This is a genomic window from Phenylobacterium sp. LjRoot219, assembly GCF_964252995.1.
Classification (GTDB): domain Bacteria; phylum Pseudomonadota; class Alphaproteobacteria; order Caulobacterales; family Caulobacteraceae; genus Phenylobacterium.
The window spans coordinates 2,202,336-2,229,106 of the sequence record NZ_CAXUQI020000001.1; the positions used below are offsets into that span (position 1 = coordinate 2,202,336).

The 26,771-nt window shown below is 70.0% G+C and carries 27 protein-coding genes, 1 tRNA gene and 1 pseudogene; 17 read left to right on the forward strand and 12 right to left on the reverse strand.

Annotation, left to right across the window (positions count from 1 at the left end; genetic code table 11):
- Positions 1–14: 14 nt before the first annotated feature.
- On the reverse strand, positions 15–1,190 hold the full coding sequence (gene rnd / locus ACSQ14_RS10805) for a ribonuclease D (protein ID WP_436012528.1): 1,176 nt from the start codon (positions 1,188–1,190) through the stop codon (positions 15–17).
- Positions 1,191–1,277: 87 nt separating this feature from the next.
- Between rnd and purM the strand changes: the two genes are divergently transcribed.
- The 3 genes from purM to ACSQ14_RS10820 all read left to right on the forward strand — a co-directional run bounded on the left by purM (position 1,278) and on the right by ACSQ14_RS10820 (position 3,473).
- Entirely contained in the window at positions 1,278–2,306 is a 1,029-nt protein-coding gene (gene purM, locus ACSQ14_RS10810; RefSeq protein WP_436012530.1) for a phosphoribosylformylglycinamidine cyclo-ligase, read from the forward strand.
- A 204-nt stretch (positions 2,307–2,510) separates the two neighbouring features.
- Complete coding sequence (locus tag ACSQ14_RS10815) at positions 2,511–2,933, forward strand: VOC family protein (RefSeq protein ID WP_436012532.1); 423 nt, start codon at positions 2,511–2,513, stop codon at positions 2,931–2,933.
- A gap of 135 nt (positions 2,934–3,068) precedes the next feature.
- A complete protein-coding gene (locus ACSQ14_RS10820) occupies positions 3,069–3,473 on the forward strand; it encodes a hypothetical protein (protein ID WP_436012534.1) in 405 nt (134 codons plus the stop codon).
- A 66-nt stretch (positions 3,474–3,539) separates the two neighbouring features.
- Here the strand turns inward: ACSQ14_RS10820 and tig are convergent, their stop codons facing one another.
- Positions 3,540–4,898, reverse strand: a complete 1,359-nt coding sequence (gene tig, locus ACSQ14_RS10825; protein ID WP_436015403.1) for a trigger factor — start codon at positions 4,896–4,898, stop codon at positions 3,540–3,542.
- A 172-nt stretch (positions 4,899–5,070) separates the two neighbouring features.
- Positions 5,071–5,155: transfer RNA gene (locus tag ACSQ14_RS10830), tRNA-Leu, on the reverse strand.
- Between the two features lie 125 nt (positions 5,156–5,280).
- Between ACSQ14_RS10830 and ACSQ14_RS10835 the strand changes: the two genes are divergently transcribed.
- A complete protein-coding gene (locus ACSQ14_RS10835; RefSeq protein ID WP_436012536.1) occupies positions 5,281–6,144 on the forward strand; it encodes a hypothetical protein in 864 nt (287 codons plus the stop codon).
- A 10-nt stretch (positions 6,145–6,154) separates the two neighbouring features.
- Positions 6,155–7,162 carry a glycosyltransferase family 9 protein gene (locus tag ACSQ14_RS10840; protein ID WP_436012538.1) on the forward strand — a complete coding sequence of 336 codons (1,008 nt, stop codon included), beginning with the start codon at positions 6,155–6,157 and terminating at the stop codon, positions 7,160–7,162.
- 13 nt (positions 7,163–7,175) lie between these two features.
- Here the strand turns inward: ACSQ14_RS10840 and ACSQ14_RS10845 are convergent, their stop codons facing one another.
- Genes ACSQ14_RS10845 through ACSQ14_RS10855 form a run of 3 tightly spaced genes read right to left on the reverse strand, consistent with a single transcriptional unit; the run spans position 7,176 to position 9,516 of the window.
- Positions 7,176–7,865 carry a spermidine synthase gene (locus ACSQ14_RS10845; RefSeq protein WP_436012540.1) on the reverse strand — a complete coding sequence of 230 codons (690 nt, stop codon included), beginning with the start codon at positions 7,863–7,865 and terminating at the stop codon, positions 7,176–7,178.
- Positions 7,862–8,602, reverse strand: coding sequence for a pseudouridine synthase (locus ACSQ14_RS10850; protein ID WP_436012542.1), 741 nt, complete (start codon positions 8,600–8,602; stop codon positions 7,862–7,864). The genes ACSQ14_RS10845 and ACSQ14_RS10850 overlap by 4 nt, the downstream gene beginning before the upstream one ends.
- On the reverse strand, positions 8,599–9,516 hold the full coding sequence (locus ACSQ14_RS10855) for a class I SAM-dependent methyltransferase (RefSeq protein ID WP_436012544.1): 918 nt from the start codon (positions 9,514–9,516) through the stop codon (positions 8,599–8,601). The genes ACSQ14_RS10850 and ACSQ14_RS10855 overlap by 4 nt, the downstream gene beginning before the upstream one ends.
- A 123-nt stretch (positions 9,517–9,639) precedes the next feature.
- Between ACSQ14_RS10855 and ACSQ14_RS10860 the strand changes: the two genes are divergently transcribed.
- Positions 9,640–9,801 (forward strand): hypothetical protein, encoded by a 162-nt coding sequence (locus ACSQ14_RS10860; protein ID WP_436012546.1) that lies wholly within the window; start codon positions 9,640–9,642, stop codon positions 9,799–9,801.
- Positions 9,802–9,993: 192 nt separating this feature from the next.
- Here the strand turns inward: ACSQ14_RS10860 and ACSQ14_RS10865 are convergent, their stop codons facing one another.
- Positions 9,994–10,608, reverse strand: a complete 615-nt coding sequence (locus tag ACSQ14_RS10865) for an ATP-dependent Clp protease proteolytic subunit (protein WP_436012548.1) — start codon at positions 10,606–10,608, stop codon at positions 9,994–9,996.
- Positions 10,609–10,960: 352 nt separating this feature from the next.
- On the opposite strand from ACSQ14_RS10865, the gene ACSQ14_RS10870 reads away from it, so the two are divergent.
- Complete coding sequence (locus tag ACSQ14_RS10870) at positions 10,961–11,173, forward strand: hypothetical protein (protein WP_436012550.1); 213 nt, start codon at positions 10,961–10,963, stop codon at positions 11,171–11,173.
- 4 nt (positions 11,174–11,177) lie between these two features.
- Here ACSQ14_RS10870 and ACSQ14_RS10875 read toward each other — a convergent pair whose 3' ends face one another.
- Both ACSQ14_RS10875 and ndk read right to left on the reverse strand, forming a co-directional pair.
- On the reverse strand, positions 11,178–11,528 hold the full coding sequence (locus ACSQ14_RS10875; protein WP_436012552.1) for a DUF6481 family protein: 351 nt from the start codon (positions 11,526–11,528) through the stop codon (positions 11,178–11,180).
- A gap of 65 nt (positions 11,529–11,593) precedes the next feature.
- Complete coding sequence (ndk, locus tag ACSQ14_RS10880; protein WP_436012554.1) at positions 11,594–12,013, reverse strand: nucleoside-diphosphate kinase; 420 nt, start codon at positions 12,011–12,013, stop codon at positions 11,594–11,596.
- Between the two features lie 285 nt (positions 12,014–12,298).
- Between ndk and ACSQ14_RS10885 the strand changes: the two genes are divergently transcribed.
- Both ACSQ14_RS10885 and ACSQ14_RS10890 read left to right on the forward strand, forming a co-directional pair.
- Positions 12,299–14,182 (forward strand): ABC-F family ATP-binding cassette domain-containing protein, encoded by a 1,884-nt coding sequence (locus tag ACSQ14_RS10885; protein WP_436012556.1) that lies wholly within the window; start codon positions 12,299–12,301, stop codon positions 14,180–14,182.
- A 69-nt stretch (positions 14,183–14,251) separates the two neighbouring features.
- A complete protein-coding gene (locus ACSQ14_RS10890; protein ID WP_436012558.1) occupies positions 14,252–15,394 on the forward strand; it encodes a CapA family protein in 1,143 nt (380 codons plus the stop codon).
- Here ACSQ14_RS10890 and ACSQ14_RS10895 read toward each other — a convergent pair.
- A complete protein-coding gene (locus ACSQ14_RS10895) occupies positions 15,367–16,275 on the reverse strand; it encodes a LysR family transcriptional regulator (RefSeq protein ID WP_436012560.1) in 909 nt (302 codons plus the stop codon). The two genes, ACSQ14_RS10890 and ACSQ14_RS10895, sit on opposite strands and share 28 nt — an antisense overlap.
- Before the next feature lie 97 nt (positions 16,276–16,372).
- Between ACSQ14_RS10895 and ACSQ14_RS10900 the strand changes: the two genes are divergently transcribed.
- Genes ACSQ14_RS10900 through paoC form a run of 4 tightly spaced genes read left to right on the forward strand, consistent with a single transcriptional unit; the run spans position 16,373 to position 21,184 of the window.
- Positions 16,373–17,356, forward strand: coding sequence for an aldo/keto reductase (locus ACSQ14_RS10900; protein ID WP_436012562.1), 984 nt, complete (start codon positions 16,373–16,375; stop codon positions 17,354–17,356).
- Positions 17,357–17,404: 48 nt separating this feature from the next.
- Positions 17,405–18,034, forward strand: a complete 630-nt coding sequence (paoA, locus tag ACSQ14_RS10905; protein ID WP_436012563.1) for an aldehyde dehydrogenase iron-sulfur subunit PaoA — start codon at positions 17,405–17,407, stop codon at positions 18,032–18,034.
- Positions 18,031–18,981 carry an FAD binding domain-containing protein gene (locus ACSQ14_RS10910; RefSeq protein ID WP_436012565.1) on the forward strand — a complete coding sequence of 317 codons (951 nt, stop codon included), beginning with the start codon at positions 18,031–18,033 and terminating at the stop codon, positions 18,979–18,981. The genes paoA and ACSQ14_RS10910 overlap by 4 nt, the downstream gene beginning before the upstream one ends.
- 4 nt (positions 18,982–18,985) lie before the next feature.
- Positions 18,986–21,184, forward strand: a complete 2,199-nt coding sequence (gene paoC / locus ACSQ14_RS10915; protein ID WP_436012567.1) for an aldehyde oxidoreductase molybdenum-binding subunit PaoC — start codon at positions 18,986–18,988, stop codon at positions 21,182–21,184.
- Between the two features lie 128 nt (positions 21,185–21,312).
- Here paoC and ACSQ14_RS10920 read toward each other — a convergent pair whose 3' ends face one another.
- Positions 21,313–21,594 (reverse strand): hypothetical protein, encoded by a 282-nt coding sequence (locus ACSQ14_RS10920; protein ID WP_436012569.1) that lies wholly within the window; start codon positions 21,592–21,594, stop codon positions 21,313–21,315.
- 110 nt (positions 21,595–21,704) lie between these two features.
- Between ACSQ14_RS10920 and ACSQ14_RS10925 the strand changes: the two genes are divergently transcribed.
- From ACSQ14_RS10925 to ACSQ14_RS10935, 3 genes are all read left to right on the forward strand, one after another.
- On the forward strand, positions 21,705–23,207 hold the full coding sequence (locus ACSQ14_RS10925) for a PAS domain S-box protein (RefSeq protein WP_436012571.1): 1,503 nt from the start codon (positions 21,705–21,707) through the stop codon (positions 23,205–23,207).
- Positions 23,200–23,805 carry a response regulator FixJ gene (gene fixJ, locus ACSQ14_RS10930; protein ID WP_436012573.1) on the forward strand — a complete coding sequence of 202 codons (606 nt, stop codon included), beginning with the start codon at positions 23,200–23,202 and terminating at the stop codon, positions 23,803–23,805. The genes ACSQ14_RS10925 and fixJ overlap by 8 nt, the downstream gene beginning before the upstream one ends.
- 218 nt (positions 23,806–24,023) lie before the next feature.
- The gene (locus ACSQ14_RS10935) at positions 24,024–24,668 is read left to right on the forward strand and encodes a helix-turn-helix domain-containing protein (RefSeq protein ID WP_436012575.1); all 645 of its coding nucleotides are present in this window, start codon (positions 24,024–24,026) and stop codon (positions 24,666–24,668) included.
- Positions 24,669–24,693: 25 nt separating this feature from the next.
- Here the strand turns inward: ACSQ14_RS10935 and ACSQ14_RS10940 are convergent.
- Positions 24,694–24,801: pseudogene (locus tag ACSQ14_RS10940) on the reverse strand (hypothetical protein); the annotation flags it as partial.
- A 191-nt stretch (positions 24,802–24,992) separates the two neighbouring features.
- Here ACSQ14_RS10940 and leuA point away from each other — a divergent pair.
- On the forward strand, positions 24,993–26,669 hold the full coding sequence (gene leuA, locus ACSQ14_RS10945; protein WP_436012577.1) for a 2-isopropylmalate synthase: 1,677 nt from the start codon (positions 24,993–24,995) through the stop codon (positions 26,667–26,669).
- Positions 26,670–26,771: the final 102 nt, after the last annotated feature.

The window sequence follows — 26,771 nt, forward strand, 5'->3', positions numbered from 1 at the left end:
TGAGATGGCGCGCGTCAGTTCACCGCGGCCTTCGGCGCGCGGCGCACCTCGACGACCCGCACGCGCGCGCCGTCCAGAACCAGGGCCAGTTCGCCGCGCTTCAGCTTCAGCGCGTCCTCGCCGAAAGCGTCGCGGCGCCAGCCCTTCAGCGCCGGCGTCGCGGCTTCGTCGTCGTTGGCGATCTGCTCCAGGTCGGCCACCGTGGCGATCAGCTTGGAGGCGACGCCCGCTTCTTCCGCCCGCGCCTTCAGCAGCACCTTGAGCAATTCGACCACGGCCCCGGCGGCCGGCGAAGCCTGGGTCTTGGCCCGGTCGATCACCGGGGCGTAGCCCTCGGGATCCTTCAGCGCCTCGCGCACCGCGGCCAGCAGGTCCGGGCCGAAGCGCGAGCCCGAAAAGCCCTTCGGCACCGAGCGCAGGCGGTCGAGGCCGTCGGCGTCGGTCGGCGCCTGGGTGGCGACCTCGTCGATCGCCTCGTCCTTCAGGATGCGGCCGCGCGGCTGATCGCGCAGCTGCGCGGTGCGTTCGCGCCAGGCCGCCACGGACTTGTAGACCGCGAGGTACTTGGCGGTGTGCCGGCGCGGGCGCAGCCGCCGCCAGGCGTTCTCCGGATCGACGTCGTAGTTGGCCGGATCGGTCAGCCCCGCCATCTCGTCGGTCACCCAGGCCAGCCGCCCTTCCCGCTCGAGCCGCTCGCGCAGTCGCGGATAGAGGTCGGCCAGATGGGTCACGTCGGCCAGGGCGTAGGTGAGCTGATTGTCCGACAGCGGCCGGCGCGCCCAGTCGGTGAACCGGCTCGACTTGTCGAGCTCGATCTTCAGCATCTGGCGCACCAGGGCGTCATAGGCGATCTGCTCGCCGAACCCGGCCGCCATGCCCGCCACCTGGGTGTCGAACAGCGGCCGCGGCATGGCCTGCAGATTATTGAAGATTTCCACGTCCTGCCGGGCGGCGTGGAACACCTTCAGGATCGATTCGTCGCGCAGGATTGCGAGAAAGGGCTCAAGGTCGATCCCATCGGCCAGGGGGTCGATGACGGCGTGCGCATTGGGCGCGGCCGCCTGGATCAGACAGAGCTTCGGCCAGTAGGTTGTCTCGCGCATGAACTCGGTGTCCACGGCGACAAACGGCTGGCCTTTGATCTTCTCGCAAAACCCCGCGAGTTCCGCGGTGGTGGTGATCGGCGTCATCGATTAGCTATAGCCCCGCGCGCGCCCGAGTCTGCAAGGGCCCGTTGTGTGCGCGCGATCCTTTATTTCGTTGAAGGCGTTACCTCAATGTCCGATCGGCCCAATGGTCTCACCTACGCCCAGGCGGGCGTGGACATCGACGCGGGCAATGCGCTCGTCGAACGGATCAAGCCGCTGGCCAAGGCCACGCGCCGCCCCGGCACGGAGGTCTCGCTGGGCGGTTTCGGCGCGCTCTTCGACCTTAAGGCGGCCGGCTACGACGATCCGCTGCTGGTCACGACCACCGACGGCGTCGGCACCAAGCTGAAGGTCGCCATCGAGACCGGCCGCCATGAGACGGTCGGCATCGACCTCGTCGGCATGTGCGTCAACGACCTGCTGGCCCAGGGCGCCGAGCCGCTGATGTTCCTGGACTATTTCGCCACCGGCAAGCTCGACGTCGACGCCGCCGCGACGGTCGTCGCCGGCATCGCCGAAGGCTGCCGCCAGGCGGGCTGCGCCCTGGTTGGCGGCGAGACCGCGGAGATGCCCGGCATGTACGCGCCGGGCGACTACGACATGGCCGGCTTCTGCGTCGGCGCGGTCGACCGCGACAAGGTGCTGCCGAAGCTCGGCGCCCAGAAGCCGGGCGACATCCTGATCGGCCTGGGCTCGTCCGGCCCGCACTCCAACGGTTATTCGCTGGTCCGCCGCATCGTCGAGCGCTCCGGCCTCGGCTGGGACGTCGAGGCGCCGTTCGAGCCGGGCAAGAGCCTCGCCGAGGCGCTGCTCGCGCCGACCCGCATCTATGTGAAAACCGTCCTGCCGCACCTGAAGGCCGGCCGCGTCGAGGGCCTGGCGCACATCACCGGCGGTGGGCTGATCGAAAATCCGCCGCGCGCCATCGCCGAAGGCCTCGAGGCCCGCTTCGACTGGAGCGCCTGGGAGCTGCCGCCGGTGTTCCAGTGGCTGCAGGAGACCGGCGGGGTCTCCGAGCACGAGATGCGCCGCACCTTCAACTGCGGCGTCGGCCTGGTGCTGATCGTCGACACCCACGACCTGCCCGACGTGCTCGAGGGCCTGGTTCGCGCCGGCGAGGACGCCTTCGTGATCGGCGAACTGGCCAAGGCCGCCTGAGGCCTTCCGGGCGCGTCGGCTGGTCCGGCGCGCCCGGTCTGCTATCCTCCAGCCTGTCGAAAAAGGCAGGCTGGTGTGGTTAGCCCAGCCCCCGCGCTGCTCGCGGGTCTGTCCGGCGCCCGGTCGCAATCGTGGCCCGACGCCGAGTCCCACGGCCTTCAAGCGTCAGCGCATGGTGCGCGGGCGCGACAGAGGACGTGCAACATGCAGCAACAGATCTCGGTCATCACCCTCGGCGTTCACGAGCTGGAGCGCTCCAAGGGCTTCTACGTCGGCGGCTTCCGCTGGTCGCCGGTCTTCGAGAACAGCGAAGTCATCTTCTTCCAGATGAACGGCCTGGTCCTGGGAACCTGGCTGATCCAGGAGTTGCAGAACGACATGCAGCGCCCCGGCGCGGTCGCGCCCGGCGCCGTCGCCCTGGCGCACAATGTCGCCTCGGCCGAGGCGGTCGACCACCTGATCGACAAGCTCGCGGCCGCCGGCGGCCGGGTGCTGCGCCCCGGCGACGCACCGTCGCATGGCGGCTACCGCGGCTACGTCGCCGATCCCGACGGCCACGCCTGGGAGATCGCCTGGAACCCCGCCTGGACGATCGACGCAGCGGGCCACGTCACCTTCGGCCTGTAATCGACCGAGCGCGCCGATCGTCAGCGGTCGGCGCGCTCGCTTTCCGCGCGAATTTTCCCGAGAACGACGCCGTGGTTGCACACCTCACTCCACCGTGAGTTGAATCGTGCCGCAAATCGGCCGCAGTGTCGCCACATGCATTGCCACATTCCCGCCGTCGCCGCCGCCCTTACCGTCGCGCTCGCCGCCGTCCCCGCCAACGCGCTGCGGCCGGACCCGCTGCCGTCGCTGTTCGTCGACTTCTTCGTCCAGTGGAAGGCGCAGCCCAAAGACCTGCGGATCTCAGATCTGCGGGTGCTCAAGGCCGGCGAGTCGCTGCGGGTGCTCTGCGGCGCCTACGCCGTTCCCGGCCAGGCCCGCCGACCGTTCCTGGTGATGGGCGACGCCACGCCCAGCGCCTCGGCCGCCTGGGAGCCCGGCAGCTTTCCCGAGAGCGACCCGCTCTACCCGCAGCTGATGGACAACCTGCGGCAATGCCAGACCCTCGGCGCCGAGGTGACCGCCGCCCAATGGCACGGCGACGCCGCGCCGGCGGCCTGAATCCCAAAAGAAAAAGCCCCGGCTCTTGCGAGACCGGGGCTTCTCTTGATCGGCTGAGGCCGGCGCTTACTCGCCGTAGCCTTCCGGCAGGTCGTCGTCCTTCAGCAGGTCTTCCTTCGAGACCTTCTCGTCCTCGACCTTGGCCTTGGAGACGATCAGGTCGACGACCTTGTCCTCGAAGATCGGCGCGCGCAGCTGGGCTTGCGCGTTCGGGTTCTGGCGGAACAGGTCGAAGATCTGCTGGGCTTGCGGACCGAAGCGCATGGCTTCGCGACGCATCGCCTCGGCCAGCTCCTGCTCGGTGACCTGGACGTTGTTGGCGCGGCCGACCTCGGCCAGCACCAGGCCCAGGCGCACGCGGCGCTCGGCGATCTTGCGGTACTCGGTCTGCAGCTGCTCGTCGGTCTTCTCGGCGTCGTCGGCCGGCAGCGAGCCGGCTTCCTTGTCCTGCTGCACCTGGCTCCAGATCGAGGCGAATTCGGCTTCGACCATCTTCGGCGGCAGCGGGAAGTCGTGCTTGGTGTCCAGCTGGTCGAGCAGCGCGCGCTTCAGCTTGAAGCGGCTGGCGCGATCGTATTGTTCGCCGAGGTTGGCCTTCAGCAGCTCACGCAGCTTCTCGAGGTTCTCGATGCCCAGCTTTTCGGCGAAGGCGTCGTCGGCCACGGTCTCGACCGGCGCCTTGACCTCTTTCACCTTCACTTCGAACACGGCTTCTTTGCCGGCGAGGTGAGCGGCCTGATAGCCTTCCGGGAAAATGACCTTCACCTCGACGTCGGTGTCCGGCTTGGCGCCGACCAGCTGCTCTTCGAAGCCGGGGATGAACTGGCCCGAACCGAGGGTCAGCTCGGCGTCGGTGGCCGAGCCGCCGGCGAAGGCTTCGCCGTCCAGCTTGCCGACGAAGTCGATGACGACCATGTCGCCGTCCTTCGCCTTCACCGTCTTGCCGGTGCGGGTCTCGTAGGTGCGGTTCTGCTTGGCCAGTTCGGCCACCGCTTCGTCGACCTCAGCGTCGCTCGGCTCGTAGACCGGGCGCTTCAGCTCCAGCGTCGCGGCGTCGACCGGGGTGAAGTCCGGCATCAGGTCGAGCGACAGCTCGTAGGACAGGTCCGCCTTGCCGTCGATCACCGCCGCTAGGTCGCCTTCCGGCTTCAGGTCGGGCTCGCCGGCGGGACGCAGGTTGTTGTCGGCGATGACCTTCTGGGTGCTTTCCGACAGGGTCTGTTCGACCACTTCGCCCATCAGCGCCTTGCCGTACAGGCGGCGGACGTGGGCGGTCGGCACCTTGCCGGGGCGGAAGCCCTTGATGTTGAGCGTCGGCGTGATCTCGGCGATCCGCGCCTCCAGCTTTTCAGTCAGGTCCGTCGCCGGGACGGTGACGCCATAGACGCGGCTCAGGCCTTCGCCAGACTTTTCAACGATCTGCATCGACATTCTTGACTTCCGGCGCCCGCGCGAACGCTCGCGCGTCGCGAACCGCCTCTTACATGGGAAAAGGAACCCGCCCCGGACGGCCGGGGCGGAAGGCGGCGACTTATGTCACGCCGCGCCGTGGCGTCCAAGCCAAAAGCCGAACCAGGAACGGCCGCCAACCGGGAGTTGGTGCGGATGAGAGGACTCGAACCTCCACGCCTCGCGGCGCTGGAACCTAAATCCAGTGCGTCTACCAGTTCCGCCACATCCGCAACGGTCCCTCCCTAGGGGAAATGGCGGAAAGCGGCAACAGCCGAGCCGACCAGCGGCGATCCGCGCCGGCGCCGGGTCGGGGCCCCGGCTTACATCTCGCGGAAGGGCTTGCTATGGCGCGGACATGTCCGACACCGATCCCCTTGCGGGCTTCTCCGCCGCGTTTCGAAGCGCGGCGCTGATGCTTGGCTACAAGCGCACCATGCTTCGCCGGTCGGCCGACGACATCACCACACTCGTCCTGGGGTCATCTCACGGCGATTGCGGCTTCGACCCCGGTCCGTTTCCGGGCGCCTTCAACCTCTGCTCGACCTCCCAGGATCTCAGGCACTCGCACGCCATCTATCGCCGTGTGTCGCGCAACCTGCCGAAGCTGAAGACCCTGGTGCTGTTCTATTCGGTGTTCTCGCCCGGGCACGTGCTGGAGAAGAGCCCAAGCGACCGCGTGTACGCGATCGCGCTGCACGAGATGCTGGACCTGACCCTCGCCTATTCCGAGCTGGACATGGCTCAGGCCGCTGGGTCGCTGAAGACGCGGCTGGCGCAATGGGAGCCGCAGGCGAATGGCCGCGCCGGCTTCTTTCCGGAACTGATGACCTGGCGCTTCGACGACAGCTACGGCGTGGACCGGCGCACCGCAGAGCATATGAAGCTCAACGCCTCCAGCGCCGCGCTCGTCTACCTCGCCGCCATCGCCCAGCTCGCCCGACACCAGGGGCACCGCCTCGTCGTCGTCGTTACGCCGGCCAGGTCCGACTACAAGCGAAGCTGCGGCGCCCCGGCGCCCGTACCGTTCCGCAGCCTGACGGAAATGCGGGTTGAACTCCAACTCGGCGGCTTCGACGTTCTGAGCCTGTGGGACGACACGCGGTTCACCGACGCTCACTTCTGCGATTTCGACCACATCGATCCCGCTGGCGAAGGGCCCGCCTTGCTGTCTCGGACGCTGGCCCGCGCGCTCGGCGCCGCACCATCGGCGCAGGCCTGAGCGCGGCCTCATGACCGCGAGCGCCGAAGCTGTGTTTCGCGACGCGGTGGCCGCCCATCGCGCCGGCGACCTGCGCACCGCGGAGGCCGGCTACCACGCTGTGCTGCGCCTGGCGCCACAGCTGCTGATCGCCTGGGACAACCTCGCCAACATCTACTCGCGCGAGGACCGACTGGCGGAGCTGGCCGAGGTTCATCGGCGGGCCATCGCGCTCGAGCCCAGCGACGCGCGGCGCTACGCGCTCGCCATCACCGAACTCTATCGGGGCCGCTACGCCGACGCCTGGCCGCACTTCGAACACCGCCCCAGCAAGGCGGCCGGCGCGCCGAAGACCACGATCCCCGAGTGGCGAGGCGAGCCGCTGGCCGGCAAGCGCCTCCTCGTCTGGCAGGAGCAGGGGTTCGGCGATCAGCTCCAGATGGCGCGCTTCGTGCCCTTGCTGGACGCCGACGCGGTGTCCTTCGCCTGCCTTGCGCCGCTGTCCCGCCTGCTTGGCCAGCTCTGCCCGACGGTCCCGCGCCTGGGCGAGATCCCCGGTCGGTTCGACTACTGGGTCTCGTCGATGTCGCTGCCCGGGCGGCTCAACGCCACGCTCGACGACCTGCCGCCGCCCGCGCCGCTGACCGCCGCCCCGCGCCGCGTCGGCGGCGTCGGGGTCTGCTGGAAAGCGGGAGAAGCCACCAACCGCGGCCGCTCGCTCACGCCGGACCAGGCGCAAGACCTGCTGGCGCTGGCCGGGGCGGTGAGCCTGCAGCCCGAGGACAGCGGCGCCGCGGACTTCCAAGAGACGGCCGAGATCATCGCCGGCCTGGACGCCGTCGTCACCGTCGACACCGCTGTGGCCCACCTTGCCGGCTCCCTCGGCAAGCCGACGTTTGTCCTGCTGCCCCACCGCAGCGACTGGCGCTGGCTGCGGGACCGGACCGACAGTCCCTGGTACCCGTCGCTGCGGCTGATCCGCCAGCCCGAGCCAGGCGATTGGACCTCGGCGATCGAACAGGCGAAAGCCGCGCTCTGAGCGGCGGACCCGATCACCGCCCGGAGGGACGCCCCGGCGCAGTGGCCAGCCAGATCACATGGCGGGCGCCGCGGCCGCTGCGGCTCGCCCGGACCCGCTTGTCCTCGACCGCGAAGCCGCTCTTCCTCAGCCGCGCGGTGAACCGGTCGTCCGGCGCGGACGACCAGACGGCGAGCACGCCGCCGGGCGTGAGCGCGTTGCGCGCCGCCGTCAGGCCGCGCGCGTCATAGAGCTGGTCGTTGGCGTCGCGGTTGAGGCCGCCCGGTCCGTTGTCCACGTCGAGCAGGATGGCGTCGTAGCCGCCGGGCGCCTCGGCGATCGCCTCGGCGACGTCGCCTTCGCGGATGCCGACGCGCGGATCCTCCAGACAGCCGTCGAACACGCCGGCCAGCGGTCCGCGGGCCCAAGCGACGACGGCGGGCACCAGTTCGGCGACGACGACCTCGGCCTGCGCCGGCAGCACCGCCAGCGCCGCGCGCAGGGTGAACCCCATGCCCAGCCCGCCGATCAGCATCCGCGGCTTCGACCGCCCGCCCAGCGCCTCCCAGCTCAAGGTGGCCAGCGCCTCCTCCGAGCCGCTCAGCCGGCTGTTCATCAGCTCGGTCGCGCCGGACATGATCGAGTATTCGGCTCCCCGCCGCATCAGCTTCAACTCGCCGCCGTCGGGGATCGGCGCGGTGTCCAGGTGCTCCCAGCGGATCATGCCGGCGAGCCTGCGAAGACCGCGGCGATGTCCGCCGCGCTCATCAGCCGGAACCCGCCGGGCTCCAGGTCCGACGGCAGGTCGAGACCGCCGACGCGGTCGCGATGCAGCGCCTCGACGTGGTTGCCGATCGCGGCGAACATGCGGCGCACCTGGTGGTAGCGGCCCTCGGTGATGGTCAGCCACGCCTGGCGCTCGGACAGGGGCTCCAGCCGCGCCGGCAGCAGCGGCTTGTCCTCCCCCTCCAGCATCAGTTCGCCCGAGGCGAAGCGCGCCGTCTCGTGGCCTTCCAGCGGCCGCGCGAGCGTGGCCAGGTAGCGCTTCGAGACATGCTTCTTCGGCGAGATGATCCGGTGCAGCAGCCCGCCGTCGTCGGTCATCAGCAGCAGGCCCGAGGTCTCCTTGTCGAGCCGCCCGACGGTGGAGATGGCCGGGTCCCGCGTCCGCCAGCGCGTCGGCAAAAGGTCATAGACCAGCGCCCCCGCCTCCTTGTGCGAACAGGTCGTCCCCAGCGGCTTGTGCAGCATGATGGCCAAGCCGGGCGGCGGGTCGAGCGCTACGCCGTTGACCTGCATCCGCGCGACGAGATCCGGGCCGACCGCCAGCCGCATCTCGGCGTTCGTCACCTCCGCGCCGTCGAGCACGACGCAGCGGTGACGGACCAGTTGCTGGATGTCCCGGCGCGAGCCGTAGCCCATGTTGGCCAACAGGCGGTCGAGCCGCATGGTCCCGCTCATTTCCGCGCCTCGTAGATCTTGAAGCCCTTGCCGTCGCCTTTCGGCGTCACCCGGCTGAAGTGTTCGGCGAGCACGGCCTCGTACGGCAGATGCCGGTTCGCCACCATCCACAGCGTCCCGCCGCGCCGCAGGAGCTGATGCGCCCGGCGGATGAACGCCTGGCCCAGCGCCTTGTCCTCGAGCCCGGTGTCGTGGAACGGCGGGTTCATCACCACGAAATCCAGGCCGTCCAGTTCCGGGGCGCTGCGCACGTCGGCCCAATGGAAGCGCGCCCGTGCGTCCTCGACATTGCGCCGCGCCGCCTCCACCGCGCGCCGGTCGAGGTCCACCAGGTCGAGCCGCGCGACCTTCGGGCTGGCCAGCACCGCGCGCGCCAGCACCCCGAGCCCGCAGCCCAGGTCCGCCCCCTGCCCGCTTAAGTCCGGCAGCGCGGCGATCAGCAGGTCGCTGCCCGGGTCGCTGCGGTCCCAGCTGAACACGCCGGGCTGGGTCCAGAGCCCTCCGTCGCGTTGCTGCGGCCCGCCGGCGGCGATCGCCGCGTCCAGGCCGTCCGGCGTCGCCGGGCGGACGGTGTGGCAGATCCGCTGGTGCTGGCGGCCGATCTCCTCGACCTGGCAGCCGAACGTCTCCAGTTCCTTGCGCAGCCGCGAACCGCCCTTCTCCTTCGCCGCCAACGCGGTCAGCGGCGCGCCCGGCGCGAGCGCCCGCAGCGTCAGCGCCAGCACATAGCGGCGCTCGATGGTGCCCGGCGGGGCGGCGATCACAGCCGAGGCGAGGCTGGCGGGCTCCAGCGCTTCAAGCGACAGGGCGCCGGGAACCAGCGGCGAAACCTGGGTGGCGCCGGGCGCCGGCTGAGCCAGGGCGAGCGGCGGGGCGCCGTAGACGCAGGCGGCCGGGCGGGAAATGTCTGTCATGCCCGCGTCCCTTTAAGCGGGGTCGTCGCCGCTCGCGAGGGCTATGTCGGCCGCCGGGGCGAGCTAACCGCCGGTTAACGGCTCGGCGCGATGCTGATGAGAGAGATTCGCAGAGGACTCGCCGTGGCGCTTCAGCCGGTCACCTACCGTCCGATCACGCCGATCAAGCCGGTGGCGCGCAAGGCCGATGCCGAGACCGCGCGCAAGGCGACCGACCGCAAGGCCCCACGCCGCGGCCGGGCGCTGGAGCCTGGCCAGGGCGAGAACCTCGACACCTGGGTGTAGCCGGTGGCCACGCCCCCAGACGACAACGAGAAAGGCCCGGGCGGATCCGCCCGGGCCTTTTTTCTGTCGCCTCACCATCTCCGTCATGGCCCGGCTTGTCCGGGCCATCCAGCCCAAGTCGCCGGACTCAGCAAATGCGGATCGACCCCGGGATGGGTCGCCCGGACAAGCCGGGCGATGACGGATGGACGATTATTCAGCCTCGCGCTTTTCCCAGACGTGGTCGACGAGACCCCAGTCGCGGGCTTCTTCGGCGGTCATGAAGTAGTCGCGGTCGAGGGTCTCCTCGACGACCTCGATCGGCTGGCCGGTGTGCTTGGCGTAGATCTCGTTCAGGCGGCGCTTGGTCTTGATGATGTCCTCGGCATGGCGCTCGATGTCCGAGGCCTTGCCCGAGAAGCCGCCCGACGGCTGGTGCACCATGATGCGCGAGTTCGGCAGGGCGATCCGATGGCCCTTCTCGCCGGCCATCAGCAGGAACGAGCCCATCGACGCCGCCATGCCGAGGCAGAGCGTGATCACCGGGCTCTTGATGTACTGCATGGTGTCGTAGATCGCGAGACCCGACGTCACCACCCCGCCCGGCGAGTTGATGTACATCTGGATTTCTTTTTTCGGGTTCTCCGCCTCGAGGTGCAGCAGCTGCGCACAGATCAAGGAGGCCATGTTGTCCTCGACCGGGCCGGCGAGGAACACGATCCGGTCCTTCAGCAGGCGGGAGAAGATGTCGTAGGCGCGCTCGCCCCGGCTCGTCTGCTCGACGACCATCGGCACGAGGCCCAGCGCGGTAGTGACGGGGTCACGCATTTGGAGGAAGCCCTTCTGGAATCGCTGGCGAGCCTGCCGAAAGGCTCGCTCCCTTTCGATATCGCGTGCCCGCGAGCCAGGCGCAAGGCGCATCGCGTCGGCTTGATGCGCAGCAGCCCGACACCGCCCTTACGGCCGAGCTCAGCGCCGGCGCCGCGAAACCGCATCGCCCGCGAGGACTTCTCAGGAAGAGACGCGGCGCCCGCCAAGACAAGACAGGGACGACGGCGGGTCTCGCCAAAGCCAGACCGCCCGAACGGCCTGGGTTACTGCCCTCGCTTCAGGCGTCAGGGCGCCCGGGAACCTTCCGCTGCTTCGTACGCTGAAGCTTTTGTCGCAGGGGTTGTATAGAATGGTTCAGTACGCGGTGACGCTGAAGGACGGTGACTGGACCGTCTTCCGCGACGGCGAAGCGCTTGAGCACGGCATGTCGCGCTCGGCCGCGATCCAGATGGCCAAGGACCTCGCCTTCGAAGCCGAGGAGCGCGGCGACACCGTCGAGCTCCTGATCCAAGGCTACTACGGAGATTTGTCGCGCCGCCTAACCGGCGGCGCTGACGACTGACGGCCTAGCGGCGCGACGCCGATTTGGCTTCGCGCTTGGCGCGGGCGTCGGCCTTGGCCTGAGCCTTGCGATCCTTGCGCTCCTGCCGCTTCATATCGAGCTGCGCCTGCTCGTCGTTCTCAAGCGCCAGCAGGCGCTCGGCCTCGGCTTCCTCGGCGCGCTTGCGCGCCTCTTCCTTTTCCGTGGCGCGGCGGGCCCGCACCTCTTCCAGTTCCCGCGCCTTCTTCTCGGCGCTGGTCTCGAACACCTCCGGACGCACCGTCGGCTTCGGCTTCATCTTAGCAAGGAGGGCCTTCCGCGCCTCGGCCTGGGCCGACAGACGTTCGGAGAAGCCCCCGATCTTGGGCTCGCGCATTCTCTAACTGTTCGCTTGAAAGACCGCCGAGGGAGAAACCCCCTCGGCGTAATCTCGGTTGCCGCTTAGCCGACGATCTCGGCGTCGGTGAAGAACTGGACGATCTCGATCTGGGCGTTTTCCTGGCTGTCCGAGCCGTGGACCGAATTCTCGCCGACGCTCTCAGCGTAGAGCTTGCGGATGGTGCCGTCGGCGGCCTGGGCCGGGTTGGTGGCGCCCATGACTTCGCGGTAGCGGGCCACGGCGTTCTCGCCTTCCAGGACCTGCACCACTACCGGCGCGGAGATCATGAAGTCGACCAGCTCGCCGAAAAACGGGCGCTCGGCGTGCACTTCGTAGAACTTTTCCGCCTGGGCGCGGCTCATCTGGATGCGCTTTTGCGCGACGATGCGCAGGCCGGCGTCCTCGATCACCGCATTGACCTTGCCAGTCAGGTTGCGCCGGGTCGCGTCCGGCTTGATGATCGAGAAGGTGCGTTCGGTCATGGTTCTAATCTTCAGCTTCTGAGGAGGAGGCGCGGACGCGCCGCAAAAGTCGGCGGCTCTATAACGGCAAGCCCCCGGCTCGCCAAGGCGGTGGCGCACAGATATCGCGCGAACGCGATCCGCCACGCCTGACGCGGCGCCCGCCGCATGACGAGCCGGTCGCCGTCTGCTATGGACCCGCCCGATCAGGCGGCGGCGCGGCCCTCATCACTTCTCCTGATCCCCTCCTCCCGCAATTCCGGCGAGCGCGAACGCGCGCGCCTATCCTGTGACCGATCCTCCGACATGCTGCAGATCAACGAACTCGTCTTCGACGCCTGGGGTCGACGCTTCTTCGACCAGGCGAGCGTCAATGTGCCGAAGGACGCCAAGGTCGGCCTCGTGGGCCGCAACGGCGTCGGCAAGTCGACCCTCTTCAAGCTGATCCTCGGCAAGCTGGTCTCCGGCGGGGGCGAGATCAACCTGCCGCGCCAGGCGCGCATCGGCTCGGTGGACCAGGAGCATCCGGCCACCCCGATCACCCTGCTGGACACCGTGCTGGCCGCCGACGAGGAGCGCGCCACCCTGCTGGCGCGCCTAGAGACAGCGGATCCTGACGAGATGGGCGACATCTGGGGCCGGCTGATCGAGATCGACGCCGACCGCGCGCCGTCGCGCGCCGCCGAGATCCTCGCCGGCCTGGGCTTCAGCCAGGAGGACCTGTCGCGGCCGATGGCCGAGTTCTCCGGCGGCTGGCGGATGCGGGTCGCGCTCGCGGCCGCCCTGTTCGCCGAGCCCGACCAGCTGCTGCTCGACGAACCCACCAACTACCTCGACCTGGAAGGCGCGCTCTGGCTGGAGGCGCGGCTGAAGAAGTACCCGCACGCGGCCATGGTGATCAGCCACGACCGCGAGCTGCTGAACAACTCCTGCGACCACATCCTGCACCTGAAGGACGGCAAGCTGGAGCTCTACACGGGCGGCTATGACGACTTCGAGCGGCAGCTGTCGGAGAAGCTGCGCCTGCAGGAAGCCAGCCGCGCCAAGGTCGACGCCAAGCGCGCCCACCTGCAGAGCTTCGTCGACCGCTTCCGGGCCAAGGCCTCGAAGGCCACCCAGGCCCAGTCGCGCCTGAAGATGCTGGCCAAGCTGCCGCCGATCGCCGCGGTGGTCGAGGAGCATGTCGCGCCCTTCGTCCTGCCCTCGCCGGAACGGCCGATCGCCCCGCCGCTGCTGCGGCTGGAGGACGGGGTCGCGGGCTACGGCGGCACGCCGATCCTGAAGAAGCTGAACCTGCGGCTCGACGTCGACGACCGGATCGGCCTGCTCGGCGTCAACGGGGCCGGCAAGTCGACCTTCGCCAAGATCGCCGCCGGCGCGCTGAAGCTCGAGGCCGGCCAGCTGCACCGCTCGGGCAAGCTCAAGGTCGGCTGGTTCCACCAGCACCAGATCGAGGCGATGGACCCGACGGACACGCCGCTCGACATCATCCGCCGCGCCCTGCCCGAGGCCACCGAGGCCAAGCGGCGGGCGGTGCTGGCGTCGTTCGGCATCGGCGTCAGCAAGGTCGAGACCACGGTCGCCAACCTCTCCGGCGGCGAGCGCGCCCGGCTGCTGCTCAACATGGTGGCGATGGAAGCGCCGCACCTGCTGATCCTCGACGAACCGACCAACCACCTCGACATCGACAGCCGCCGCGCCCTGCTCGACGCGCTGAACGAGTACGAGGGGGCGGTGATCCTGATCACCCACGACCGCTCGCTGATGGAGCTGGTCGCCGACCGGCTGTGGCTGGCCGCCGACGGCACCATCGCGCCGTTCGACGGCGACATGGACGACTACGCCAAGTTCGTGCTCGACCGCGCGCGGATGGCTGCCCGGGCGCCGACCCAGGTGCGCGAGGCCCCGGCCAAGGCCGTCGAACCGCCGCCGCCCGCGCCGCGCCCCAAGGTGCCCACCGGCACGGCCCGTCGCCGCGCCGAGAACGCCGAAGCTGCACTCGCCCGGGCGATGGAGGAGTTGGCGCGCATCGACTCGGCGCTCACCGACCCTTCGGTGTTCGCCAAGGATCCGGCCAAGGCGAGCGAACTCGGCCGGGCCCGCGACGCCGCGGAAGCCGCGGTCGAGGCCGCAGAGGCCGAGTGGCTGGAAGCCCAGGAAGCCTACGAGGCGTTGCGCGCCAGCGCCTGACATGGCTGGGGCCGCACAGAACAGCCAGCGCCGGCGCGAACAACCGGCGCCCTGCCACGTTCTGAAGGCATGTGCGGCTCCGGACGCGTGCGGATCTTCCTATGCGGCGACGTGATGACCGGCCGCGGGGTCGATCAGGCGCTGCCGCATCCGTCCGACCCGCAGCTCTATGAATCCTGGATCGGCTCGGCGCTGGACTACGTCGCGCTCGCCGAGCGGCGCAACGGCCCGATCCCGCGGCCGGTCGCCTTCGACTATCCGTGGGGCGCAGCGCTCGGCGAATGGGCCCGCCGCCGCCCCGACCTGCGCATCGTCAACCTCGAGACCAGCGTCACCACGAGCGACGACCACGCGCCCAAGGGCATCAACTACCGCATGCACCCGCGCAACGCGGCCAGCCTGACCGCCGCCGGGATCGACTGCTGCGTGCTGGCCAACAATCATATCGGCGACTGGGGCCAGGCCGGCCTGCTCGAGACCCTGGATGTGGTCGCAGGTCAGGGGATCGCCACCGCCGGCGCCGGACGCACGTCCGCCCAAGCCGCCGCGCCGGTGGTGCTGCCCGTCGCCGATCGCGGGCGCGTGCTGGTATGCGCCTTCTGCACCACCTCCAGCGGCGTGCCGGCCGACTGGGCGGCCGGCGCCGAGCATCCGGGGGTCAACCTGATCGCCCCGTCGCCAGGGGTCGCCGAGCGGCTGGCGGCCCAGCTCGCCCAGGTCCGGCGCGCGGGCGACATCGTCGTGGCTTCGATCCACTGGGGGCCGAACTGGGGCTACGAGATCCCGCAGGCCCATCAGCGGTTTGCGCACGCGCTGATCGACGTGGCCGGCGTCTCGATCGTGCATGGGCATTCTTCGCACCATCCGCTGGCGATTGAGGTCCACAACGGCGGACTGATCCTCTACGGCTGCGGCGACTTCCTGACCGACTACGAAGGCATCTCCGGCCACGAGGCCTATCGGCCCGATCTCGCCCTGATGTACTTCGTCGACGTCGATGCGCAGACCGGCCAGGTCGCCGCCGTGGAGATGGCGCCGCTCCAGATGCGGCGCTTCCAACTGGCCACGCCCGACGCATCCGACGCGGCCTGGCTGCAGAATCGGCTCGGCCGAGAGTGCGCTCGGGTCGGAGCGACCGTCCGGCGAGCGGGCGGCGGCCTGACGCTGTCGTGGCCGCGGGCGGTTCAAACGGCCTTGCGGGTCCCGCGGTAACGCAGCGCCTCGACCAGCAGCGCGAACGCCGGCGACTGCTGGCGCCGGCTCGGATAGTAGAGGTGGTAGCCGGCGAACGGCGCACACCAATCCTCCAACACCCGCACCAGCCGGCCTGCGGCGAGGTCCTCGCCCACATAGTCCTCGAGCACGCAGGCCAGGCCGAAACCGCCGCGCGCCGCCTCCAGCACCATGGCCGGGTCGTTGAACACGAGTTGTCCGTCGACCCGCACCCGCAGCTCGCGGCCGTCCTTCTCGAACTCCCAGGCATAGAGGCCGCCGCGGGTCGGCAGGCGCAGGTTGATGCAGAGGTGGCGGGTGAGTTCGTGCGGCGTCTTCGGCGGCGTCCGCCCGGCGAAGTACGACGGCGCGCCGACCACGGCCATGCGCAGGTCCGGGCCGATCGGCACGGCGATCATATCCTTGGCCACCGCCTCGCCCAGCCGCACGCCGGCGTCGAAGCGCTCGGCGACGATGTCTGTCAGGCCGGAGTCGATTCCCAGCTCGACCCGGATATCCGGATACTGCGGTAGCAGGCGGCTGAGCACCGGCCAGAGCGTCGTCTCCACCGCCCGCTTGCTGGTGGTGATCCGGATGGTGCCGGCCGGCTTTTCGCGCAGCTCGCTGAGCGCGGCGAGCTTGCCGTCGATCTCGTCGAAGGCCGGGCGCAGGGTCGCGATCAGCCGTTCGCCGGCCTCGGTCGGCGCGACGCTGCGGGTGGTGCGGGTCAGGAGCCTAAGCCCCAGGCGGGCCTCCAGCCGGCGGACCGTATGGCTGAGCGCCGACTGCGAGGTCCCGAGCTTGGCCGCCGCGCGGGTGAAGCTGCGCTCCTCGGCCACCGCCAGGAAGGCCATCAGCTCGCTCAGTTCCTCGCGGCGCATTCATGAATCCCCAACATGAGTTCATGCCGATCTTAGCGCCTTATGACCCGCGAGGACGTCTCCTAGATTTCTATTGAGCCAGCAAGGAGACCAAGCGATGCAAACGCGGGAACTCGGACGCAGCGGCCTCATGGTTTCGGCCATCGGGCTCGGCTGCATGGGACTGAGCTTCGGCCTGGGGCCGGCGACCGACACGGCCGACGCCGTCAAGCTGATCCGGGCGGCCGTCGAGCGCGGCGTCACCTTCTTCGACACCGCCGAGGCCTATGGGCCCTTCACCAACGAGGAGGTGGTCGGCGAAGCCCTGGCCCCGGTCCGCGAACAGGTGGTCATCGCCACGAAGTTCGGCTTCGCCAGCGCCAGCCCGCAGGTCGGCCTCGACAGCCGGCCCAAGCACATCCGCGAGGTCGCCGAGGCGCAGCTGCTGCGGCTGAAGACCGACCACATCGACCTGCTCTATCAGCACCGCGTCGATCCGAACGTGCCGATCGAGGACGTCGCCGGCACGGTCAAGGACCTGGTCCGCGAGGGCAAGGTGAAGCATTTCGGCCTGTCTGAGGCCGGCGCCGACACGATCCGCCGGGCGCACGCGGTGCTGCCGGTGACCGCGCTGCAGAGCGAATACTCCCTTTGGTGGCGCGAGCCCGAACACGAGATCCTGCCGACCCTCGAAGAGCTCGGCATCGGCTTCGTCCCGTTCAGCCCGTTGGGCAAAGGCTTCCTCACCGGCGCGATCGACGAGAGCACGACCTTCAGCGCCAACGACTTCCGCAACATCGTGCCGCGCTTCTCGCCCGAGGCGCGCAAGGCGAACCACGCCCTGGTCGAGCGCCTGGCGCAGATCGCCACGCGCAAGACCGCCACGCCGGCGCAAATTGCGATCGCCTGGCTGCTGGCGCAGAAGCCGTGGATCGCGCCGATCCCCGGCACGACCAAGCTGCACCGCCTGGAAGAGAACATCGGCGCGGCCGCGATCCAGCTGACGCCGGACGACCTGGCCGAGATCGACGCCGCCCTGTCCCAGATCGCCGTGCAAGGCGACCGCTACCCCGCGCAGATGCAGCAGCTGATCAACCGCTGAGCCGCTTGCGCCCAGCCGCCTTCCCAGCCCCACCGCCGGAGCCCAACCTTGGACAGCCGCTACGACTTCGAGATCTCCCGCCGCGACCTGCTCGTCTCCGGCGCGGCGTCGGTGGCGGCGACCACGGCGCCGGCGGTGGCCGAGGCGCAAGGAACCGACGCCCCGGTGATGGCCAAGGTGGCCTTCGAGGTGAACGGCGAGCGCCGCCGGCTGGAGCTCGACACCCGCACCACCCTGCTCGACGCCCTGCGCGAGCACCTGAAGCTGACCGGGACGAAGAAGGGCTGCGACCATGGTCAGTGCGGCGCCTGCACGGTCATCATCGATGGCAGGCGGATCAACGCCTGCCTGACCCTGGCGGTGATGCACGAGGGCGATCGCATCACCACCATCGAGGGGCTCGGCCGGCCGGAGAAGCTGCACCCGATGCAGGCGGCGTTCGTGAAGCACGACGGCTACCAGTGCGGCTACTGCACGCCCGGCCAGATCTGCTCGGCGGTGGCGGTGCTCGACGAGATCCGCGCCGGCGTACCCAGCCATGTCACTGCCGACCTGACCCAGCCGCCGCCGCTCAACGGCGTGGAGCTGCGCGAGCGGATGAGCGGCAACATCTGCCGCTGCGGGGCCTACTCCAACATCGTCGACGCCATATCTGAGGTTGCGGGGGCAAGAGCATGAAAACCTTCGCCTATGAGCGGGCCCGCTCACCCGCCGAGGCGGCGGCGGCCGCCGCGAAATCGCCTGGCGCGAAGTTCATCGCCGGCGGCACCAACCTGCTCGACCTGATGAAGCTGGAGATCGAGACGCCGAACCGGCTGATCGACGTCAATGGGCTGGCCCTGGACCGCATCGAGCCCACCCCGGAAGGCGGTCTGCGCATCGGCGCGCTGGTGCGCAACACCGACCTGGCCGCCGATCCGCGGGTGCGCCGCGACTACGGGCTGCTGTCGCGCGGCTTGCTCGCCGGCGCCTCTGGTCAGCTGCGCAACAAGGCGACCACCGCCGGCAACCTGCTGCAGCGGACCCGTTGCGCCTACTTCTACGACACCAACCAACCCTGCAATAAGCGCCAGCCCGGCAGCGGCTGCTCGGCGATCGGCGGCTTCAGCCGCCAGCATGCGGTGGTCGGCGCCAGCCCCTCCTGCATCGCCACTCACCCCAGCGACATGGCGGTGGCCATGCGCGCGCTCGACGCGGTGGTGGAGACGGTCCAGCCCGACGGCCGGACGCGGTCCATTCCGATCGCCGAGCTTCACCGCTCGCCCGGGGACACGCCGCAGGTCGAGACCACCCTGGCGCGCGGCGAGCTGATCACGGCGGTCACCCTGCCCCGGCCGCTCGGCGGGGTGCACGTCTATCGCAAGGTGCGGGACCGGGCGTCCTACGCCTTCGCCCTGGTTTCGGTCGGAGCCGTGGTCCAGCGCGACGGGACCGGGCGCGTGGCGCTGGGCGGGGTCGCGCCCAAGCCCTGGCGGGTGGAGGCGGCGGAAGCCGAGATGCCGCGCGGCGCCAAGGCGGTGACGGCGCGGCTGCTGGCCGACGCCAAGCCGACCGACGAGAACCAATTCAAGCTGACACTGGTCGAGCGCACGCTCGCCGGCGTGCTGGCGCAAGCGAAGGCCTGAACCGATGAAGTTCGACACGCCAGCGACCACCAATCCGATCGACCAGCTGAAGGTAGTCGGCCAGCCGGTGGACCGGATCGACGGTCCGCTGAAGACCACCGGCGCGGCCGCCTACGCCTATGAGCGGCACGACGTCTCGCCGAAGCAGGCCTACGGCTATGTGGTCGGCGCCGCGATCGCCAAGGGCCGGATCTCCGCCCTCGACCTGACGCGCGCCCGGGCCGCCCCCGGCGTGCTGGCCATCGTCACCGCCGACAACGCCGGCCCGCTCGGCAAGGCCGACCGCAACACCGCCCGGCTGCTCGGCGGCCCGGAGATCGACCACTACCACCAGGCGGTCGCCGTGGTGGTCGCCGAGACCTTCGAGCAGGCGCGCGCCGCCGCCCAGCTGGTGCGGGTGAGTTATGTGACGGCCGAGGGCCGGTTCGACCTCGCCGCGCAGAAGGACACGGCGATCAAACCGGCGCGGATCACCGCCGGCCCGCCGGACACCGCCGTCGGCGACTTCGACGCGGCGTTCGCCGCCGCGCCGGTGAAGCTCGACGCGACCTACACCACCCCCGACCAGGCCCACGCGATGATGGAGCCGCACGCCAGCATCGCCGCCTGGACCGGCGACGAACTGACGCTGTGGACCTCCAACCAGATGATCAACTGGGGCCGCCTGGACGCGGCCGCGACCCTCGGCATCCCGAAAGAGAAGGTGCGCGTGAGCTCGCCGTTCATCGGCGGCGGCTTCGGCGGCAAGCTGTTCGTGCGCGCCGACGCCCTACTGGCCGCGCTCGGCGCGCGCGCCGCGAAGCGACCGGTGAAGGTCGCGCTCACCCGGCCGCTGATGTTCAACAATACGGTCCACCGGCCGGCGACCATCCAGCGGATCCGCATCGGCGCGACCCGCGACGGCAAGATCACCGCCATCGCCCACGAGAACTGGTCCGGCGACCTGCCCGGCGGCAAGGCCGACGGCTCGGTGGCCCAGACCCGCGCGCTCTACGCCGGCGCCAACCGGATGACCGCCACGCGGCTGGCGGCGCTCGACCTGCCCGAGGCCAACGCCATGCGCGCGCCGGGCGAGGCCACCGGCATGATGGCGCTGGAGGCGGCGATCGACGAGCTGGCCGAGAAGCTCGGCCTGGATCCGGTCGAACTGCGCATCCGCAACGACACCCAGGTCGATCCCGAGCAGCCGCAGCGGCCGTTCTCGCAGCGGCAGTTCGTCGAGTGCCTGGGCCTCGGCGCTCAGCGGTTCGGCTGGAGCCAGCGCAACGCCAGGCCCGCCCAGGTCCGCGACGGCCGCTGGCTGGTCGGCCTGGGCGTCGCCGGGGCCTACCGCGGCGCGCCCGCGCAGAAGTCGGCCGCCCGGGTGCGCCTCGACGAGCGCGGCGTGGTCACGGTCGAGACCGACATGACCGACATCGGCACCGGCAGCTACACCATCATCGCCCAGACCGCGGCCGAGATGATGGGCGTGCCGCTGCACAAGGTCGTCGTGCGGCTCGGCGACTCGACCTTCCCGGTCTCCGCCGGTTCCGGCGGCCAGTGGGGCGCGAACAGCTCGACCGCCGGGGTCTACGCCGCCTGCACCCAGCTGCGCGAGGCGGTCGCGCAGAAGCTGGGCTTCGACCCGGCGACGGCGGAGTTCGTGGGCGGCCAGATCCGCTCCGGGGCGCAGAGCGCGCCGCTCAGCCAGGCCGCCGGCCTGGTCGCCGCGGACGCCATCGAGTTCGGCGAGCTTCAGCGCAAGTACCGGCAGGCGACCTTCGGCGCCCATTTCGTCGAGGTCGCGGTGGACGCCGCGACGGCCGAGGTCCGCGTCCGCCGCATGCTGGCGGTGTGCGCCGCCGGCCGCATCCTCAACCCGAAGTCCGCACGCAGCCAGGTGATCGGCTCGATGACCATGGGCGTCGGTGCGGCGCTGATGGAGGATCTCGTGGTCGACAAGCGCGCCGGCTTCTTCGTCAATCACGACCTCGCCGGCTACGAGGTGCCGGTGCATGCCGACATCCCGCACCAGGAGGTGATCTTCCTCGACGAGGTCGATCCGACCTCCTCGCCGATGAAGGCCAAGGGCGTCGGCGAGCTCGGCATCTGCGGGGTCGGCGCGGCGATCGCCAACGCCATCCACAACGCCACCGGCGTCCGCGTGCGGGACTATCCGATCACGCTCGACAAGCTGCTGGCGCAGATGCCGGACTTGGCCTGAGACGCTTAGCAAAAACCCGAATCCCGGACGGCCTGAAGGGCCGATCCGGGACCCAGGAGCCGCGCGCACCCGCCCCTGGGTCCCGGCTCTCCGCTACGCTCCGGCCGGGATGACGAAGGGGTTGTCGCTCAGGTGATGTGCTTCGGGCTGATCGGGTCGCTGCTCGGGAAGGTTTCTTCGATCGCCTCGTCGAGCAGGGCTTCCTGGTGGCTCTCGGCCTTGGCGTTCTTGTCGGCCAGCTGGTCGCACTTCTCGCCCTCGGGCAGCGGTGCGGCCGGGCGGGCGTGCGGGGCCTCGATGTGACGGTCCTCGGGCTTCGGGGAGCCTTCCACCGCCATGTCCGCGTTCGCGCCGCCCGAACCGTGGGTGAAGGCGCGCTTGGCCTCGGCTTCCGTCTGCTTGTGGGGCATGTCCGCTCCTTTGTGGCGTTACGTCGCCACCGTAACCCGCAAGCCCCAGCCGGGTTGCCGTCCACGGTCGCGCTTCAAAAAGCCCGCCCGGCGGCTTAAACCCTTGGCTCATGACGTCCCGCGCCCCGCCCGCTCCGCCACGCCGGCTCGTCGAACGGATCCGTGCGCATCGCTGGTTCGCCCTGGTGCTGGCGGTGCTGGCGACCCTGATCTCCATCGGCTTCCGGCTGGCGCTCGAGCCGGTGTTCCACGAGCGCACCCTGATGGTGATCTTCGTGCCGGCGGTGATCTTCGCCGCGGCGATCGGCGGCATGACGCCGGCGATGCTGGCGACCGGGCTCAGCCTGCTGGCGACAGCGCTGCTCAGCGGCGAGGCGCTGGTCAGCGACCGGGCGAACCTGATCGACGCCCTGCTGTTCCTGGTGCTCGGTCCCGCCTTCGGCCTGGCCGGCCAGCGGCACAATCTGCGCTCGACCCAGGCGTTCGAAGCGCTGCGGCGGCTGGAGGAGCGCGAGGCGCACCTGCAGTCGATCCTCGACACCGTCCCCGACGCGATGGTCGTCATTGACGACAAGGGGGTGATGCGCTCGTTCAGCGCCGCGGCCGAGCGGCTGTTCGGCTGGACCGCCGCCGAAGCGGTCGGCCGCAACGTCGCGATGCTGATGCCGTCGCCCTACCGCGAGCAGCACGACTCCTACATCGACCGCTACAAGCGGACTGGCGAGCGGCGGATCGTCGGCATCGGCCGGGTGGTGGTCGGCGAGCGCAAGGACGGCTCGACCTTCCCGATGGAACTGTCGGTCGGCGAGGTGCACTCCGGCGGCCAGCGGCTGTTCACCGGCTTCGTCAGCGACCTGACCGAAACCCACACCGCCGAGCGGCGGCTGCAGGACATGCAGACCGAGCTGGTGCACGTCTCGCGCCTCACCGCGCTCGGCGAGATGGCCTCGGCGCTGGCGCATGAGCTGAACCAGCCGCTGGCGGCGATCGCCAACTATGTGAAGGGCTCGGAGCGGCTGCTGGCGGCCGATCCGCCGGATCTCGGCAAGATCCGCGGCGCCCTGTCGAGCGCCGGCGACCAGGCGCTGCGGGCTGGCCAGATCATTCGCCGGCTGCGCGACTTCGTCGCCAAGGGCGAGTCCGAGCGGCGCATCGAGAGCCTGCCCAAGCTGCTCGAGGAAGCCGGCGCGCTGGCGATGTTCGGGGCCAAGGAGGTGCACCTGCGCTTCGACATCCCGCAAGACGACCTGGTGCTGGCCGACAAGGTGCAGATCCAGCAGGTGGTGGTGAACCTGATGCGCAACGCCATCGACGCGATGGAGGACAGCCCACGGCGCGAGCTGGTGGTCGCCGCCCGCGCCGCGGCCGACGACATGATCGAGGTCAGCGTCGCCGACACCGGTCCCGGGATCGCGCCGGAGTTCGCCGCGCACCTGTTCCAGCCGTTCATGACCACCAAGGCGACGGGGATGGGCGTCGGCCTGTCGATCTCGCGCACCATCGTCGAGGCCCACGGCGGACGGATCTGGGCCGAGCCGCGCGCGGAAGGCGGCACCGTCTTCCGCTTCACCCTGCGCGCCGTCCGCAAGGAGGAGCTTGAGCCGAATGACTGAGCCGGTCGTGCATGTGATCGACGACGACGAGGCGATGCGCGCATCCCTCGCCTTCCTGCTCGACGCCTCGGGCCTGACCGCCCGCACCTACGAGTCCGCGACGCGCTTCCTTGAGACCTTCGACGCGGCCAACGGGGGCGTGATCGTCACCGACGTGCGGATGCCGGAAATGAACGGCCTGGAGCTGGTGCGCCGGCTGAAGGCGCGCGAGGCGCCGCTGCCGATCATCATGATCACCGGCCACGGCGACGTGCCGCTGGCGGTCGAGGCGATGAAGGCCGGCGTCGTCGACTTCCTGGAGAAGCCGTTCGACGAGGAACACCTGCTGGCGGCGATCCGCTCGGCGCTGGCCGAGAGCCGCCAGAGCGACGAGGAGCAGGCCGAGCGCGAGCGCATCCGCCGAGTGCTCGACAGCCTCTCGCCGCGCGAGCACGAGGTGCTCGACGGCGTCGTCGCCGGCAAGCTGAACAAGGTGATCGCCCACGAGCTCGGCATCAGCCCGCGCACCGTCGAGGTCTACCGCGCCAACGTCATGTCCAAGAGCGGCGCCCGCGGCCTGTCGGAGCTGGTGCGGATGGTGCTGCTGGCGCAGTCCTGAGCCAATTCCTCCGTCATCCCGGACGGCCTGCAAGGCCGATCCGGGACCCAGGGGCCGTGCGCCGCCGCTGGGTCCCGGCTCTCCGCGGCGCTGCGGCCGGGATGACAGGAATGAAAGCGTTCGGCTCCGCCCTCCGTACGGCTACTTAGGGGGCCCTCCCGAATACCGCCAAGCGCCGCCGTCCGGCACCTTTCAGGCATCGCTTGGAAGGAACCGCGATGACCCTCGCCTACGACACTGAAAGCCACGCCGCGCCGCTCGCCATCGCCGAGGTGATGGAGCGTCTGGGCGTGAAGATGAACTACGCCAAGGATGAGGAGATCTTCGCCCAGGACGAGGACGCCGACCTCGTGCACCTGCTGGTCTCCGGCGCGGTGCGCACCACCCGCCTCTTGAGCGATGGCCGCCGCCAGGTCGGCTGCTTCTACTATCCCGGCGACCTGATCGGCCTGGAGACCCACGCAATCCACCGCTTCTCGGCCGAGGCGATCTGCCCCTCCACGGTGATGGTCGTGCGCCGCTCGGCGCTGCGGGCCTTCGCCGGCGACGGCCACCTCGATCGGGCGATCTGGGAGGCCGCGCGCCGCGAACTCGAGCGGACCCAGGAGCACCTGCTGGTGCTCGGCCGCAAGACCGCCTGCGAGAAGGTCGCCAGCTTCCTGATGGGCCTGGCCCAGCGCGAGCCGGCCGAGCGGGTGCAGATGCCGATGAGCCGTCAGGACATGGCCGACTACCTCGGCCTGACCATCGAGACGGTCTCGCGCATGCTCACCCAGTTGCAGGGCGCCGCGGTCGTCGAGTTCGACGGCAGCCGCAAGTTCAAGGTCACTCGCTGGGAAGCGCTGGAGCAGATGGCGGCTTAGGCGGGAAGTCCTGTCGCCCCGAAGAAACTCCGTCATCCCGGACGGCCTGCAAGGCCGATCCGGGACCTAGGGGTCGTGCCCGCCGCCCTGGGGCCCAGCTCTCCGCAACGCTCCGGCCGGGATGACGCGCGATTAAAGCGCGCCCCGTCCCCCTAGCCTTTCGCCGCGACCCTCGCTAAAAGCCCGCGGATGGCTAGCAGCTTCGCAGCTCTACTGCGCGCGCGTGCGCGACTTACCGGCGGCCGCCGGATCTAGACGGCTGTCCGGCGGCGACGCGCCAGCCCCACAAAATTCAGATTCGCCTCTCAACGAGAGCTGCACCCGATGCTGCGTGACCCTTCGGTCAAATACCGCCCCTTCCCGCAAGTCGACCTGCCCAACCGCCAGTGGCCGTCGAAGACCATCACCCAGGCCCCGCGCTGGCTGTCCACCGACCTGCGCGACGGCAACCAGGCGCTCGCCGATCCGATGAACGCCGAGAAGAAGCAGCGCTTCTTCGACCTGCTGGTGAAGGTCGGCCTCAAGGAGATCGAGGTCGGCTTCCCCTCGGCCGGCGCCACCGAGTTCGACTTCATCCAGGGCCTGATCCGGCAGAACCGCATCCCCGACGACGTTGTCATCCAGGTGCTGACGCAGTCGCGGCGCGACCTGATCGAGAAGAGCTTCGAGAGCCTGGAGGGCGCGCGGACCGCGGTCATCCACCTCTACAACGCTGTCTCGCCGGCCTGGCGGAACATCGTTTTCAACCTGGACCGCGCCGGCGTGAAGGCGCTGGCCGTCGAGGGCGTCAGCATCCTGCGCGAGCAGGCCGAGAAGCGCCCGGGCACTGACTGGCGCTTCGAATACAGCCCTGAGACCTTCTCCACCGCCGAGCTGGATTTCAGCCTGGAGGTTTGTGAGGCGGTGATGGACGTGCTGCAGCCGACGCCCGAGAAGCCGGTGATCCTGAACCTGCCAGCGACCGTCGAGGCGGCGAGCGCCAACATCTACGCCGACCAGATCGAGTGGATGTGCCGCAACCTCTCGCGGCGCGACAGCGTGATCATCTCGGTCCACCCGCACAACGACCGCGGCACCGGGGTCGCCGCCGCCGAGCTGGCGGTGATGGCCGGCGCCGACCGGGTCGAGGGCTGCCTGTTCGGCAACGGCGAGCGCACCGGCAACGTCGACCTGGTGACCCTGGCGCTGAATCTCTACACCCAGGGCGTCACGCCGGGCCTGGATTTCTCCGACATGGAGACGGTCGTGAAGACCGTCGAGTACTGCAACCAGCTGCCGGTCCACCCGCGCCACCCGTACGCCGGCGAGCTGGTGTTCACCGCCTTCTCCGGCAGCCACCAGGACGCCATTAAGAAGGGCTTCGAGGCCCAGTCCAAGCGCAACGACCAGCTGTGGGACGTGCCTTATCTGCCGATCGACCCGGCGGACATCGGCGGCAGCTACGAGGCGGTGATCCGCGTCAACTCGCAGTCGGGCAAGGGCGGCGTCGCCTGGGTGCTGCAGCAGGACAAGGGCCTGAAGCTGCCCAAGCCGATGCAGGCCAACTTCAGCCGCGTGGTCCAGCAGTTGGCCGACGAGACCAGCCGCGAGCTGACCACCGCCGACATCTGGGCGGCGTTCGAGCGCGCCTACCACCTGACGCCCGGCCAGCCGATCGAGCTGATCGGCTTCGAGGAGACCGGCGCCTCGCGGGCCGACCAGCAGCGGGTGTTCGTCGGCGACCTGCGCGTCGAGGGCAAGCCGCAGACCATCGAGGGCCGCGGCAACGGCCTGATCTCCAGCTGCCTGGCGGCGTTGGAGAGCGGCTGCGGCCTGGCGCTCGATGTCGTCGACTACCAGGAGCACGCCATCGGCTCGGGCGGCGACGCCCAGGCCGCGGCCTACGTGCAGTGCCGCACCAAGACCGGCGGCGTGGTGTTCGGGGTCGGCGTCGACGCCGACGTGGCGACCGCCTCGGTGCGGGCGATCCTCAGCGCGGCCAACGCGGCGCGGGCGGCGTAGGCTCAGGCGGCCTAACGCCCCCTCCGTCTCGCGCTTCGCGCGATCCACCTCCCCCGCTGCGCGGTGGAGGATCTGGGCCGAAGATGCTCCCCCGCTTGCGGG